Source organism: Leptospira abararensis (genome assembly GCF_016918735.1).
Lineage (GTDB): Bacteria > Spirochaetota > Leptospiria > Leptospirales > Leptospiraceae > Leptospira_A > Leptospira_A abararensis.
In genome coordinates, this window is sequence record NZ_JAFFPR010000004.1 from 33551 (window position 1) to 49619 (window position 16069).

Consider the following 16069-nt stretch of genomic DNA (forward strand, 5'->3'; position numbering starts at 1 on the left):
TTTATTTCAGAAAAGTGTTAAGATGACGAATGTCGATTTTGATTATTCGGCTATCTCAAAAAATTATTTTTCACCGACTCAGTCCAAACCCTTCCCTCTCACAGTTCAACGTGGAAACAACCTATACAATTCGACTACAAACGACGGACGGTATTTATTCTATGCCACAGACCAAAAGGGTAATTTTGATATTTGGTTTCGCGATCTACAAAGTTCGGTTGTTGTTCCTGTTACTAATCATCCTTTTTCGGAAACAAAACCTTCCATTTCACCGAATGGAAAGTATCTTGTTTTTGTTTCGGAGGAATTTGATTCAGAAGGAGACTTGGTCCTTTTGCCTATGGACATCGAAGAGTGGACGCGTGAACTACTCAAAGGCAATCGGTTCATCAATGATGATTTTATCAATCTAACGAACAAACCAAATAAAAGTGGAGAATATACAAAAGGAATAATTGATACTGATCCTATTTGGTCACCCGATGGAGAAACGATTTATTTTATATCGGATAGGTTCTCACCAGGTTTGCCAAACATTTGTGCACTAAAATTGGAAAACCCTGATCGAGTGGCTCAGATTACTTCGAAGGGAGCTACTTCTCCATATATATCTTCGGATGGAAATACTATCTATTTTATTTCTTACTTTGAAGAGTCGAAAGGGGAGGTTTATCGTATTAACCTGAAAAATTCTGAGATCCAAAGAATCACAAATAATTCCTACTTAGATTTTTCACCCACTGTTGATTCAAAATCAAAAAACTTATATTACACATCGATTCGAAAAGACACAAACTTAAATGGGAAATTAGACGAAAGAGATAACAGCATTCTTGTGATGAGGAGTTTTGAAACGGGAGAGGAGAGGGTTTTATCTTCAGGTGAAACTTCCAATTTTGATGTTCGTTACTCACATTTTAATGGTGGTTCAATTCTTTTTTCAGCATCTTACTTTAATGCCATTAACATCTATTTTATTCCGGAAAACGGGGCCATTCCGAAACAACCTAACATACGTGAGCAGTACCAGTATGCGAAAACTTTTGTTACTGGTCAAAGTTTAGATTCCTACTTTTTAGCTTTGGATTCTGTAGAGTTATTTTATTCGGAAGATCCCTTGTTTCCTGTTTATTCGGCAAGGGTGGCTATTTTGAAATATGTATCCCTGATTCGAATTGGGAAAAGGGAAGAGGCTCGGATCTATTTGGACTCTTTTCGGCAGAAATCGCAATCGAATCAAAATCAATTTGCTCTCGTGTTACTTCGATGGGAAGAAACAAAACAAAATGGTCGAACCTTTGATTTTATAAAAGAGGTTCAGTCAGTACCCTCGTCCCAGTGGTCTAAAGATGCAGAAGCCATGTTGTATCATCTCCATGTAGATGAATTGGAAACTGAGAAAAAAAACATGCAGGCTTTTGATTCATTAAGGTTAATTTATGAACGCTTTCCTGATTACCATCAAATCGATGAAATTAAACGAAGATTAGGTGGCTATGAATTTAAACCTTCTTCCTTAAAGTTGTCCCATTTGTATCAGGAAATGATCCAGGGATGGGAGGAGGAAAAAAAACGATATTTATCGAATCCATCTCTTCCTTTTTCGAATAATCAAAAAAGAGACCTTCGATACCTTTTAGAAGATGTCGCTCAGAAAATTTCAGAAAATCGAAATAGCGAATCGATCATTTCGATTGTGAACTCTTTGTTAGGTGATACTGAAACAAACCAAATTCATCAATATACGATTACGCTAAAGTTTTTGAAAGCAAAGGCACTATCGGATGTTCGTAAGTTTAACGAATCAAATGAAGTTTTAGATTCCATTATCCCAATTCCCATTCAAATTGATTTGGAACCGGCTGGCAAACCTTCAATTTTTGAAACTCCTTCCTTTATCGCGGCCTACAAAAGCCCTATTTTGTTACGAGCAAATTTGCTAAAGTATTACAATCAAAAAACCACCGGAAATACTTCTGATGCACTTCGTAACTTAAAAATATATTTAGAATTTTATGATCCGATCCTAGGTGTTGATTTGGGTGCAGAAGATATTCAAAGTGCTTTTTTCTATTTTGAGAATAGAGCAGTGGAATTTGAAAGGATTGGCGATTTACTCCAATCTTCTTTTCATTATTTTTTTAATAACCAGAACATGTTCCTTGTGAAAACAAGAAATTTATATTTAGATTCCTTGTATAAGGAATACGCCATTTATTACCAACGGAAGATGGTTGATACAATCTTCCGTTATGGAAAAAAAATACGTGAAGAAGAAGAACGTGCCCTTTTAAACCAACTCAATATCTTAAGCAAAGATAAATTGAATGTTGTTGGTAATCTTTCTGGTGTAACTTCTCTCCTTACAGACAATGAGCTGCTTCGTGGTGTGGTTGATATTAAGGACTTCGAAAAAATAGAAGTTCTATCAGAAAAGGCACTTAGTTGGACAGAACTTTATTATAAACAAGCAGTCCCGCGAGCGAGACCCTATTTGGATCTTGCGACACTTTATGGATACTCTTACTATCTCATCAATAAATATGTAACTTTTGAGTCTTACTATTACTCCACAGGTACAATGACCGATGTTCGTAAAACGGAAATTTTAGAAAATTTTAAAAGAGCAGAGTTGGAACTTCGCTGGATTATCTACGCCGATCCCACTCATTATGATGCATATCAGTTGCTTGGTTGGTTGTATCAATATGTTGATTTGATCAAAATGCAGAAAAATCCAAAATCAGGAGAGATCGATTCCGAAGTGTATGAGGCACTTTATAAAAAGTATTTTCCTGATAAAAACTTAGAAGCAAATATTGAGTTATACAATCAAATCCTTGTATTTTTGGGTGAGGACTACGGGGATCGTAAGGTGATCTCTGATTTGAATCTCAATTTGGGAAATAACTACTTTTTATTAAGTAATTTTCCAAAAGCAAATGAAAGTTATCGTAAGGTAGAAGATGCATCTATTTATTTGTCTGTAAAAAATCAGTTTGAAGGATACAAACAAGAAGCCATCTATCGCTTTAACTATGGTAAGTCGTTGATTTATCAAGGCCAATATAAAAAGGCATCGGAACAATTTTCAAAATCCATCGACATCTATTTTAAAAATGAATACTACCAATCGGTGAATGAACACGCATCAGAGCCAAATTCTTTTGCATTGGGTAAGCTGAATGAAATCCGTTCCAAGTTAGCCTTGTTATTTTCTTTGAAAGGTTTATCCGAATTAGAATTTGGTAATTTTGAAATTGCAATCGCTTCTTTTCAAACAGCCATTGCTTATAATAAAGATGTAAAGTTTATTAGTCCGGTAAATTTAGCAAATTATCTTGCAATCGCTTTTCAGAAAAGTGGTCGGTTTCGTGATTCCTACCAGATGTTAAACATAGCCGAAACAGAATATAAATCCAACAAAGAAACCATATTACAACGCTTTCGGAAATGGAGTTTGTGGAATGTCTTTTTCGGCGATAACCTACGAGTCATTGGGGATGGTAGATTCCCAGGTGAGTTTCCGAACGATTTTAAATACCTTCTAACATTGGGGATTCGGATTGAAAATCACATTGAACAAGAAGAATATTCTGCCGCGCTCTCTGAGATACAAGTTAGAAATGAACTAATCACTTCGAAGGATTTAGATGATACAATTATTGGTAAAAATATCCTAGCAAAGTCTAGACAGGTAGAAGCACAAATTTACCAAAGAAGCCAATTGCAGGTAGAGGCAGTTGAACATTATAAAGAATTGGCTGATATCCTCTTTGAAAATACAACGAATAAAGGTTTTGAAAATCTATTTCAGAACTATGCATATTCAGTTTTTTCATTACAAGAATCCCCTGAATTTCGATTTGAAACCAAGCGTACCTTACTTAATGAATTTATAGATCAGCTAAATCTTTGGAAAAAAAGAGAAATCTCCAAATGTTCTGAATCATATGAGCTTTGTGAAAATTCTTTTAGAATTAACAATCCAAAATTTGATATTGTCTATGGAACTGGATTGTATTATTTATCTCTTTTGTTAGAAGCGGAAGGGAAAGATTTTCAATCCATTTTAGGAAAGGCAGTGGTAATTCTCGAAAATCCAGGCCTTGTGGATCCTCGGGTCATTGGTTTAACAAATGATCCGATTTCTCGTCAAACAAGAGTTCGTATTCTATTGAATCTTTACTCCATTTATATGAAGTTAGGTGATTTTTTTATCGCTGAGAAAAAATGGAAGGAAGCCTCTGAGTTGTCATATGAATTTCGATTGGATGAAGAAATGTTTTGGGCAAATGCACAGAGATTCAAGTGGGAAAAGTCCCAAGCAAGAGGAGATAAAAAAACAAACTATTTAAATTATGGAAAAGATGCGATTCATACTTATCAGTCCAATCTTAGCGTTCGACTGTTTTCGCCTAAATATCGTTTGGTTGACTTTTTGGAGTCTTATTCCGAGGCACTACTTACTTCAGGCGAAACTAAATCCCTTGTAAATCATTGGGAAAATTTTAGAAGTCTGGAGTTATTCCGCGATTTGATTTCTGCCCAATTTGAATTTGAAGATTCCAAATTAAATTTATATTACCAAGATTTAGTAAAATGGGTAAAAGGTTATCGTAAACTTAGTAATTCCATCTCAGAAAAGGCACTAAGGCGCGAGCCAGTGGCTCTTTCTTTAAAACAACAAGAGACAGAACTCCAAAATTTAGATACAATCCTTGGAAAACTAAAGATGGTTTCCCCGGAACGATCTGCATTTTTAGATCCTAAACGGACAAATAGTGACGAGTTTCTGACAGGTTGGGTTGGTTTATATCCAACGAATGAATTGAATTATTTTTTCTATTCGCAGGAAGGGAAATTCAAATCGGAAGCCTGTCCCCAGTTGGAGCTGAGTGTATGTATTCCAAAACTAGGGAACTCTTCCCCTACAATACAAATCATTGGAACAAAAGTAAACGGAAGTTTGGTGAATTCTGTTGTTGGTGAATATCGTAAATCCAATCTTTTCCCTGTGCTTTTTTTCGATAGAAACCATAAAGATTTATTTGCTGAAAGAAATGAACGTAGATTGAAGTGGGTAACCATTTACGGCGAAACCGAAAATAATAAACAAGATAAAAATGTGCGTACCCTTTCTTCAGGAGATCTTGGTGTTTATCTTTATGATACTGATTATTTAGTTACCAATCGTTCTCTTGATAAACAAACAACTCTGTTTGGAGATGAGAAGTCACATGTTTTTCCTGTTCGTGAGATTTTCCAGGGAACTGGGTCTGAAATTTCAGTCATAGGATTAAACGATTCCAATTTCAATACAGAGAAACAATGGAATTTGCTTGGCAAACTGTATGAAGTTTTACGTTCCAAACGAATTCAGAATATAGTCTCCTATCCTTCAAAGAAGAACGAAGATTATACATCAATGAAACTTGATTCTTTTGCAAAAGATGCGAATCATCTTTTGATTGGAAATTGGAAAGAGTTTTCGGTTTCAAAAGATGGGTTAGGAAAAAAAGCAGAAGGTTTCATTGAAGCAGGTTTTTTGAAAGAGAAATCTAAGGAATTTGTAGATGCCTACGAGAATTATTATACCGCTTCTACCTTGTTAGATGACGGTGACCCGTCTTTGCCTTCGCTTGAATTGAAACTTGCAAAGTTAAAAACAGAAATATTCCCAAACGTATCTAAAAAATCTTTTTTTCGCCCACTCTGGTCTAAGTATTCGAAATCTCCGTTTCAGAATCAAATTCGTTATGAATATTTAGTCTCATGTCTTTCTTCCAAAGAAAAGGAAGACTGCAAATACAATACCTCTGATTTTTTAGGCGATGAAAAGGAATCCTTCTTAGGTGCCATTGACTTTTACTTTCAGCTTCGTACTGGTAATGTAAAAGACCTTGCTTCAAAAAATGAGATTCGATCTAAGTTGGAAGCTAAGGAAGATCCTTTTTTACAAGCTTATCGACTTGGGACTTTATACATTCAAAACTATTTATTTAACGAAGCTGAATCTGAAACAAACAAATTAACTCGACTTGCAAAAACACCGAAAGAAAAGACGGTCGCAAAAAACCGTATTTTAGAATTATATTTTCATAAAGGATTTTTGTTAGGTGATAAAAATATATATTTAACTCCGCTTACTTCTACTTCAGCATACAATTATGGATTTAAAAAAGATTGGAAAAATTTTGATGAAAAAACTCTTTCCAGAGATTTTACAAAATTTGGATATTCGGACTCTATTTATGACTCATACAGATTGAGGTTGTATTCTGCATGGAAAGAACAACTCCAAACTGGATACTTTGAGTCGATGTCACTAACACCTGAATATTTAACCAGCGGGGAATCTGTTTTAACAAAACTTTCTCATTTAAACCGGACATTATTCTTTCATTTGCTTTTAAGTTCTGTCCCCTTTCAAAAGAACGGGGAAGTGAATTCTTTAATGGAACTTTTGGTTTCTGAGGAATTAAAAGAGGGACGCAATTACAGAACGTTATTTTTCCGTTTGGAGCTTGCAAAAGCGTTGTTACTCCGTGGGGAATCGGAAATGGCAGAATCGTTGGTTTCAAAGATTCAAGCCATGGATAAAGAGTTAGGTGATGGGAACCAGTTTTGGCAAGAAAGATGGAATGATTTTAAGTGGAAACGGGATTATTTAAAAAATCGATCTTCCACAATCTCACATCCAAGTATATTTCTGAAACTCTATCAAGTTGCTAAATCGAAAAAACCTGAGGAGTACATTTTTTTACTAAATGAGTTTAATAAAAAAATGCGGGGAGAGTTCTTGAGTCCAGAACTTAGGGAAGAGTATGAATTTTTATTTCATTTCCTTTTGCAACAAAGTTTGGAAAAAAATAGTTCCGAAAGTTTTTTTGATCTAGCAGTCGCCAGAGAGGTGTTTCGTTTTACTTCCAATCGTTTTTCTGATAGCGAATTATATGTAAAACAGATTCCCAATTTTGAAATCTATTCGGAACGTTTGAAGAAAAGGATGGTTGGTAAACAAGAATTCCACGGCCTCTTTGATCTTGGAAAAAAAACATACTTATTAAGTTTTGCATCAGGAAAGTCACTCGGTCGTGAGATGTTCTCCGACAACAAATCCATTTATAGGGAATCAGTTAAATACTTCCGTTCCGCAGAATCTGGGAATCAGGAAGTGATCCTTAGAGAGTCTTTGGCAGATAAATACCGAACTAGTTTTAGGTTAAACAAATCCAATCGACACTATATCTATAGTTCTGGAATTCATGCAGTAGTGCCGATGGTGATACCAGATACAGAATACTATTCTGTGGCTTCTGTTTCTGATTTTCTTTCAAATCCTATTTTGAAATTTATTTCCATTTCTCCTAAAAAACCAGATGTATCTGTCATTGGCTGGAAATCTTCCGCAGAAAATGAAATTAATGCAAACCTTATGTTATGGGAAACTAATGGGAAAAGGGATGGGTATTCGCCATATAGCATTGATTTTGCGGAGATTGGTTGGTGTGAAAACAACTATTTGTGTAGTGCTGGAGTTCCGTTGTTTGGTTTAGTTGGGAAAGGTGGAAATACTGCTAAGGTGTATGCGAACCAAAGGATTGGCACTTCAACGCAATACACTAATGATTTTAGCGGAGTGGCTTATTACTTAGCAAGGGAGAATACAGGGCTCTTTGTATTACACTCAGGGATTCAAACGGGAGTTCATAATTTGTTTTTTTTGAAACAATTTATGTTAGCAAATGATTTGCCAAAACCGTTACACATACGGTTGGTAGAAGGAAAAGAAGCGGCACGAAATTCTACAATCGATGACCGCTATTGGATAGGATATAAACTTTATACTTCTGCCATGATTGAAGATTAAAGTTTTTTGTTTAAGAATTGTTTGCGAGTTTCTTCCGGTAATTCAAAGAGATTTTTTACTTCCTTATGAAACAGCCCGAAGTTTTTGCCGGATTTTATAAATAAGGATTCAAAACTAACCTCTCCTGAATGGTAACGAAGAGCCCCTAAAAAATCTTCGTTATTCCATTCACGAGCCAAAAACTCTTTGGATTTTTCTTCGGGTACTAATTTCTTATGAATCACTTCTTCTTTGAATTGATTCATAATGGCGCGTTTTTGAATCAATTTATTGTCGGTGTCCAACTGGGATGAATAGAGAGTTTTTAGATCCTCTGCATATTTTTTTAAAAGATCCAAAGTTATTTCTCTACGAACCTTTTCTTTTTTAAACTTTTGCAAATGAATACTATCTTCCCCCTCTTTTTTTTTATAATAGACTTCTATGCCTTTCTCTTCCACATAACTTGCGTAAGATTCGTTTAGTGTAGAATCTCCAGGTAAATAAACAGTAGCATGTGCCATTTCGTGAAAAACAAGGCCCACAAGTCTATGGTCAGGCCAACTGAGCTGCGGTGATAACACTGGATCTGAAAACCAACCAAGTGTCGAGTATCCACCGATGGCTCGAATGCGAGTATCATATCCTTCGGATTTTAATTCATTTTCGAGTGCAATGGCCATTTGTTTATCAAAGTAACCTTTGTAGGGAACGGTTCCGGCAATGGGAAACCACCATGTATAGGATTTTAATTCTAACGCTTCCGAAGCGCTAACGTTCCAACCGATTTCTTCCCTTTCTAATTTTGTATAGTATTCAAACCCACCTTTTTCATTTAATGCTAGTTCCCCGATGGCAAAATTTCTGGCTTCTCGGATTAAATTTAATTTTTGTTTTGTTTTTAAATCCAATCCTGGTAGGTTTAGAATATCATCGATTTTTTCACGACCCAAGATAATGGAAGATTGTTCCTTACCTAAGTGAAATAAATACGGCAAACACCCATGAAGAAAAATGGGAAATAGTAAAACCGTAAATATTCTTGGAATCTTTTTGGTTCGACAGGGAAGGGGAATCGACAAAAGTGGAAGGGGTTTTGGCATTCTATGGAAAGAAAAACTTCGATTCCGCCAGTCGTCTACATTAACTTTGCTTTAGTTTTTGTACTTTTGTTTGCGATCTTCTTTCCGGAGATTCGATCCGCTGTAACAAAATTGTTTGCTTCCCCGAAACCGATTTCTTCTAGTAAACAAAGCCAAGCCATCCAAATCCAATCCAGCTTTCGTAATGTCTACCGTGAAGCCCAACAATTTGTAGTCTCTATCCGTACGAAAAAAACGGAGATGATTTTTCATCCTTACGCCTTTGGTGAAAGTAGGGAAGATCGGATCTCTTCCATAGGAAGTGGCTTTATCATTGATGAAAGAGGATTTGTTGTCACAAACTACCATGTCATTAAAAATGCAGAGATCATTGAAATCATCATGTCAGATGGTCGCATTTTTCCTGCACGATATGTAGGAAGCCATGAAAGGGCAGACATAGCTCTTTTGAAAATCCCAAGTAACGACCGTTTTACTCCTGCATTTCTTGGCAACTCCGATGAAATTGAAGTGGGGGACTGGGCTATTGCCGTCGGTTCTCCGTATGGACTAGAAAAGACATTTACAGTGGGTGTGGTTTCTGCCAAATCGAGAGAGGATTTGGATGAAACGGGCCAAACTCATATCCAAACTGACACTGCCATAAACCCTGGATCCAGTGGTGGTCCCCTCCTCAATATCTATGGGGAAGTGGTGGGGATCAATCGTATGATCCGCTCTTCTTCGGGTGCCAGTGCCGGGATTGGATTTGCCATTCCTATCAACTATGCCAAACGAGTGCTTCGACAAATTGAACAAAACGTGGGCCAGAACATTCGGCCGGCAACCCTCGGTGTGATGGCCACTGCCCCTCTCCCTGACCACAGGAAATCACTTGGAATTCCTGGGGAAACCGTGGGTGTTTTGGTCTATGATATAGAACCCAATTCTTCTGCGGAAAAAGGGGGACTTAGGCGTTACGACTTTATTGAGGGGGCCAATGGACTCCAAATCCGCCATATCAATGATTTACGAGAACAAGTGGGACTTGTTGGTCTTGGGGGCGTCTTACGGTTGAAGATATTACGGGATACCCAAGAGATGGAATTATCGATCCCTTTGGTCGAAGCCGCCTATAAAAAAGGCCAGTAAATTTTATGAGAAGAAATATAGTCCACTCGGGTGCTGATGCACTCATTTATGAAATCCGCCAGATTGTAGCCCTTGCCAAACAAATTGAGGCAATGGGTGTTGCGATTACCTGGGAAAATATTGGAGACCCCATCCAAAAGGGAGAGTCCGTCCCCAACTGGATGAAAGACATTGTGAGTGGACTTGTAGCCCAAAACAAATCTTGGGCCTATACGGCAACTCAAGGTGATGAAACCACTCGCAAATTTTTAGCATCAAAAGTGAATGAAAGGGGCGGGGCCCAGATCACTTCAGAGGACATCCTTTTTTTTAATGGCCTCGGCGATGCAGTTGCAAAAATATTCGGATTTATGAGACGAGAAGCAAGGATCCTTGGACCTTCTCCCGCCTATTCGACATTATCTTCTGCAGAAGCGGCACACTCTGGGTATGAACACCTAACATATGAACTAAATCCAGACAACGATTGGATGCCTGATTTAGAAGACATTGAAAACAAAGTAAAATACAATGATTCGATTGCCGGAATTTTGCTTATCAATCCAGACAATCCGACAGGAGCTGTGTATCCTAAAGAAGTCATGCGAGAGATTGTCAAAATTTGTGAAAAGTATGACATCATTTTAATTTGCGATGAAACCTATGCCCATGTAAATTATTCGGAATGGGGAAGTATTCACTTATCCGAAGTGATCGGTGATAAGGTTTGTGGGTTTGCTCTCAGATCTATATCCAAAGAATTTCCATGGCCTGGGGCACGTTGTGGTTGGCTTGAAGTTTTCAATCGTAAAAACGATCCCACCTTTGAAAGATACATTAAATCGTTGTTAGACGCAAAGATGTTGGAGGTATGTTCTACTACCCTTCCTCAACTTTCCATTCCGCTTGTGTACTCTCATCCTGAATTTTTAAATCATTTGAAATTTAGAAATGAGAAGTTTAAAAAACGTGCAGAGAAAGCTACTTCCATTCTTTCAGGAATTCCTGGAGTGAAAGTCATCCAACCAAAGGGTGCTTTTTATTTAACTGTTTTATTTGAAGACGGTGCTTTGAAGCCTCATATGACACTTCCCATTTCCAATACAAAGGTTCGTGATTTTGTGGCTCCACTTATGGACAAAGCGGCACTTGACAGGAGATTTGTTTTGCATCTGTTAGCTTCTGCAGGGATTTGTGTGGTTCCACTTAGTTCTTTTTGTTGTAACCGGAACGGATTTAGGGTCACCTTACTCGAAGAAGACGAGACAAAGTTTGAATGGATTTATACAACTCTCGCAGATAATATCAGGAAGTATTTAGCATCCTAAATGAATTCTCGCGGAAGATATAAAATAGGAATTTTCGATTCAGGTCTCGGAGGGCTTTCTGTCCTTCGAACGCTTTGGAAAGAAACATCCAATATTGATTATATCTACTTTGGTGATTTAGTAAATTCTCCTTATGGTCAAAAATCCAAATCGGATGTTTTGGAACTTTCAAAAAATGCTTTTGAGTATTTATTAGAAAAAGACTGCGAAGCCGTTTTGTTTGCTTGTAACACAGCCACTTCAGCTGCAGCGGATTTTCTTCGGGCAAAACATTCCATTCCCATTTTTGGAATGGAACCAGCTTTGAAGCCGGCAGTAGCCGAGAACCCTGGAGTCAAAATTGCAGTATTTGCTACAGAACTTACTTTAAAAGAAGATAAATTTAAAAACTTAGTCTCTGGTTTCCCTTTGGGCACAGAGGTAATTCCTGTTCCTTGTGAAGGTTTAGCGAAACTCATTGATAAAGATCTTTGGGAAGATGCTTGGGATTTGTTTGATTCCAAGATCAAAACAGTAGTGAAAGACTCTAATGTCTTTGTTTTAGGTTGTACACACTATGTCTTTCTTAAGGAAAGAATTCTTTATAATTATCCCAAGGTAAAAGTTTATGATGGGAATATGGGCACAACACTCCATATGAAACGAGTTTTAAACCTCCCAGACTTCCAAGAAAACAAAAACCAATTAGATATTCTTTTGAATACTTCTGATTCAGATTATGTTCATTTAGCAGGAAGGATTGCCAAAACAATCACACCTAACCATACTCTCTCCCTTATCAATACTACTACAGGAAAACTCCATGTCTGATGCAAATAAAATTACATATAAAGAAGCAGGTGTTGATACCGAAAAAGGACAAGAGTTTGTAAAAAGAATCAAATCAAATGTAGCATCGACTCATAACAAAAATGTTTTGGGTGGGCTTGGTGGTTTTGCCGCCTGTTACGATGTTAGTTTTTTGAAATCATATAACGAGCCAATTCTTTTGTCTGGAACTGATGGTGTTGGCACGAAACTTCAAATCGCACGGTTATTAGACATTCATGATACTGTTGGAATTGATTTGGTTGCCATGTGTGTGAATGATATCCTTGTCAATGGTGGAAAACCATTGTTTTTTCAAGATTATATTGCTTGTGGTAAACTTTTTTTACCACGTATGGAAGCCATTGTATCGGGAATTGTAAGAGGTTGTAAATTAGCTGATTGTGCACTTGTTGGTGGAGAAACTGCAGAACATCCAGGTGTTATGCCAGATGATGAATACGATTTAGCTGGTTTTGTGGTTGGTGTTGTTGAAAAACAAAAGATGATTAATGGACTTACCATCAATCCTGGTGATTCTATTATTGGTCTTGGATCTTCTGGGCCACATAGCAACGGTTTTTCGCTCATCCGAAGAATCTTATTAAAAGATGGAAAATTGCCAACTTCCTCAAGTGATTTGGATTTTTTGAAAAATCATGTCTTCCAACCCACTAAAATTTACGTAAAAACAATTTTATCATTAATTGAAAAGTTTTCTATCAAAGGAATGGTTCATATCACCGGAGGAGGATTTTACGAAAATATTCCTCGGGTGTTACCTGCAGGTATTGGTGCAGAAATAAGTAATCTTCCAGAAAGTTATGTTTTTTCCAAACTAGAAAAGGATCATTCATTGGATCGTCATGATATGTTTGGAACTTTTAACATGGGAATTGGTTACATTCTTGTGGTAGACCCATCTCAAGCGGATGTGGTGATGAGTGAACTACAAACTCTTGGTGAAAAAGCTCATTTGATTGGTAAAACTAATACCACTGGGAAAATTACCATTAAGTAGTTAATGGAAAACTAACCTTAAAAATGGTTCTACCTGGCGTAGATTCAAAGTCTACGTTTGCATTGTGCCTGTTTGCTATTTCTTTTACAAGATAAAGTCCAAGCCCTAAGCCATCGCCTGTTGTTTTCGTTGAGAAAAAAGGCATAAAGATTTTTGAATGGTTGTCTTGAGGTATCCCCACACCGGAGTCTTCGATTTCCACAAAAACAGTTTCTGATTTTTTGAAACTACGAATTTGTATTGTACCTTTGGATGCAACAGCCTGTATAGAATTCCAAATGATTTGGCCCCAGAGTTGGACTAAATCACCTTGTATACACCGAACATTTCCGCTATACTCCAGATTCAATATCAAATTAATATCTCTTAAAAAATGGTCTTTATAAAGGGAAATTGCAGAATGAATTGTGTCGGTTAATAAATAATCAGTGAGTTCTAAGTTGGATTGTAAACCAGCAAAATTTTTTAGTGTATAGGTGATCTTTGAAAGCCTTTTCACTGAGTATAAAATATGTTCGGAAGATTGTTTAACGAGTAGTAGTCTTCTTAATGTTTGAAAGTCTTGTTTGTTTCGAATTACATTTTTGATTTTTGAAATCATCGGGTGAGAAAGGTTTCGTATTCCTGAATCCACAAAAAGTTCCGCAAGTTCTTCTTCAAATGGGACCGAGTGTTGTTTGAAACTTTCGGTAAGAGATTTACGTGCTTGTCTGTTAGAAAGTCCAGTTAAGATACGAAGGCCACCGGAATGTGTATCTAGAATGGATTGGATTAATTCGCTAATCCGTATACTTGAATCATGGATACTTTCTTCTTCCCATTCAGATACTAATGTTTCAACAGAAGACTTAATCATTCCAATAGGATTGTTGATTTCATGGGCAAGTCCTGATACAAGTTGTCCCAGAGAGACCATCTTTTCATTTTGAATTAACTTTTGTTGAGCTTCTCTTAAAGCATAGAGTGCGGAGTTAAGTTCAAAGTTACTGGATTGGAGTTCTTTGGTTCTCGCTCTAACTTTCTCTTCCAAAGATTTATTTAACTCTTTGAGTTCAATTTCCGCAGCACGTTTTGAAGTTTGGTCAATTCCAATCCATATAATTTTTAACGGTTCGTTTCGATTATCACGAATGATACCAAGTCTCCATTCTAAAAAAAGGACTTGGTTCGAATTTGTAACGCAACGTAAGATTAAACTTTCCGCGATGTTTTGAATTTCATTCACATCATCCAAAACATCTTTTAAGTATCCTCTGTCTTCTGGAAGTAAAATGACATTCTGGATGTATTTCCCTATGACTTCTGATTTCCTCATTCCTAAAATGGTTTGGGCTGCTGAGTTGATACTCTCGATTAATCCATTTGCATCTGTTAATAAAATTAAATTTGCTGCATTGTCAAAAACAGTAGAGTTTAAGTTTTTCTCCTGAAGTAGAGAGATTTCAGTTTTTTTAGATTTGGTAATATCAAGGGCAACCACATCGATTCTTTTTTCAATTTCCAATATATCAAACGATACATTTACATAATGTTCAGTCCAAATCAAAGACCCATTTGCGTGTATCATTCGAAGTATGATTGGCGAATGGCCAGCATAAAGTTCTGAAATCTTATGTTGGTCTTCCGGGATGACTATATCTTTAAAAAAATCGGGATTTTCATAGAAAAAATTCAATCCATATCCTGTAATTTCTTCCATTTTGGGGCTAATGTAGGAGGTTCTTGGTTCTGGTAAAAATTCTATATTATAAATAATTGCTGGAAGTTGATTATACATAATCAGAAGGCGAACGTTTACATCTTTGATTGTTTTTTGTAATAACTCTAGTTCTTCGAGGGATAGGTTTAATTTTTTAGTTTGTATATTGAAGTTAAAAAGAATACAACCGACTCCAAATAAAAACATAAATAATGTATTGATGATATAACCTATAGGTCTGTACCATTCCAAACCAAAAAGATAGGGGAAGGTAATCCTCTGAAGAGCTATGGTTAAACAAATAGCTAAAAAATAGAAACGAAATGCTTGGGGGAAAGTGTTCAGTCTGAAAACCACGACCCCAAATAAAAAAAGAGTCCCAGCATTAAAAATGGAAGAAGGTAATGCCATCCAAAAAAATGAAATATCTGTTAGGAGAAGAGATACAAATATGAGGTAAATTGAAACACAAAGAGTATATAGAAAAGATAAACTAATTCTTTTTGTTATAATTGGAGATACTGCTGCAATCAAAAGATAGGAACCAAAAATGGCACAACTTTCGGAAAAGAAAAAATATATTTTTTCGCTCCCGGCTCCAAATAGATAAAGGGCGAAGTTTCTGAAAACAAGAACAGTCAGGAAAATTGCCGTATAACCAAGTTTAACTTCCGATTTTGAATGTTTCGAAAGGAAGTAAATGATGAATGCCATCGTAGTATTGAATACTACGGATATGACGGTAATCGCAAATATAACGTTTACTTCAAATGGAAGCATCGTTATTGAAAAGCTCCGTTACTTGTTTAATCAATTGTTCGTTGTTAAATGGTTTTACCATCCACGCATCTGCACCATTGAATAAAGCGTTTGAGATGATCTCTGGTTTATCTTCTGCGGAGAGTACAAGTAATTTAAAATTAGAATTTTTTGCAATTTTCTTTGTTTCTTTAATTAAGTTGATCCCACTAATTCCAGGCATATTAAAGTCGAAGATACCTAACCGAATAGAAACATCAGATTTTAAGATTTCCAATGCTTCCTCTCCTGCATTACAAGTGATTACACTATGACCCTGGCTGCTTAAAGCTAGCCGAACTATCTTTAAAACAGAAGAAGAGTCGTCTACTACAAGGATCGATGCCATTT

The 16069-nt window shown here is 36.5% G+C and carries 8 protein-coding genes; 5 read left to right on the plus strand and 3 right to left on the minus strand.

Annotated features, from left to right (window positions below; translation table 11 throughout):
• Positions 1-22 precede the first annotated feature (22 nt).
• Entirely contained in the window at positions 23-7873 is a 7851-nt protein-coding gene (locus JWG40_RS00315; protein WP_205283909.1) for a PD40 domain-containing protein, read from the plus strand.
• On the opposite strand, the gene JWG40_RS00320 is transcribed toward JWG40_RS00315, so the two are convergent.
• Positions 7870-8955: an aminopeptidase gene (locus JWG40_RS00320; RefSeq protein WP_205283910.1), complete on the minus strand. Its 1086-nt coding sequence runs from the start codon at positions 8953-8955 to the stop codon at positions 7870-7872. The two genes, JWG40_RS00315 and JWG40_RS00320, sit on opposite strands and share 4 nt — an antisense overlap.
• A gap of 3 nt (positions 8956-8958) precedes the next feature.
• Between JWG40_RS00320 and JWG40_RS00325 the strand changes: the two genes are divergently transcribed.
• Genes JWG40_RS00325 through purM form a run of 4 tightly spaced genes read left to right on the plus strand, consistent with a single transcriptional unit; the run spans position 8959 to position 13221 of the window.
• Positions 8959-10086 carry a S1C family serine protease gene (locus tag JWG40_RS00325; RefSeq protein WP_002973171.1) on the plus strand — a complete coding sequence of 376 codons (1128 nt, stop codon included), beginning with the start codon at positions 8959-8961 and terminating at the stop codon, positions 10084-10086.
• A gap of 5 nt (positions 10087-10091) precedes the next feature.
• Positions 10092-11393 (plus strand): pyridoxal phosphate-dependent aminotransferase, encoded by a 1302-nt coding sequence (locus JWG40_RS00330; protein ID WP_205283911.1) that lies wholly within the window; start codon positions 10092-10094, stop codon positions 11391-11393.
• Positions 11394-12203, plus strand: coding sequence for a glutamate racemase (gene murI / locus JWG40_RS00335; RefSeq protein WP_205283912.1), 810 nt, complete (start codon positions 11394-11396; stop codon positions 12201-12203).
• On the plus strand, positions 12196-13221 hold the full coding sequence (purM, locus tag JWG40_RS00340) for a phosphoribosylformylglycinamidine cyclo-ligase (RefSeq protein WP_002989338.1): 1026 nt from the start codon (positions 12196-12198) through the stop codon (positions 13219-13221). The genes murI and purM overlap by 8 nt, the downstream gene beginning before the upstream one ends.
• Here purM and JWG40_RS00345 read toward each other — a convergent pair.
• Complete coding sequence (locus JWG40_RS00345; RefSeq protein WP_232369065.1) at positions 13214-15700, minus strand: ATP-binding protein; 2487 nt, start codon at positions 15698-15700, stop codon at positions 13214-13216. The genes purM and JWG40_RS00345 overlap by 8 nt on opposite strands.
• Entirely contained in the window at positions 15687-16067 is a 381-nt protein-coding gene (locus tag JWG40_RS00350) for a response regulator (RefSeq protein ID WP_205283913.1), read from the minus strand. The genes JWG40_RS00345 and JWG40_RS00350 overlap by 14 nt, the downstream gene beginning before the upstream one ends.
• Positions 16068-16069 lie beyond the last annotated feature (2 nt).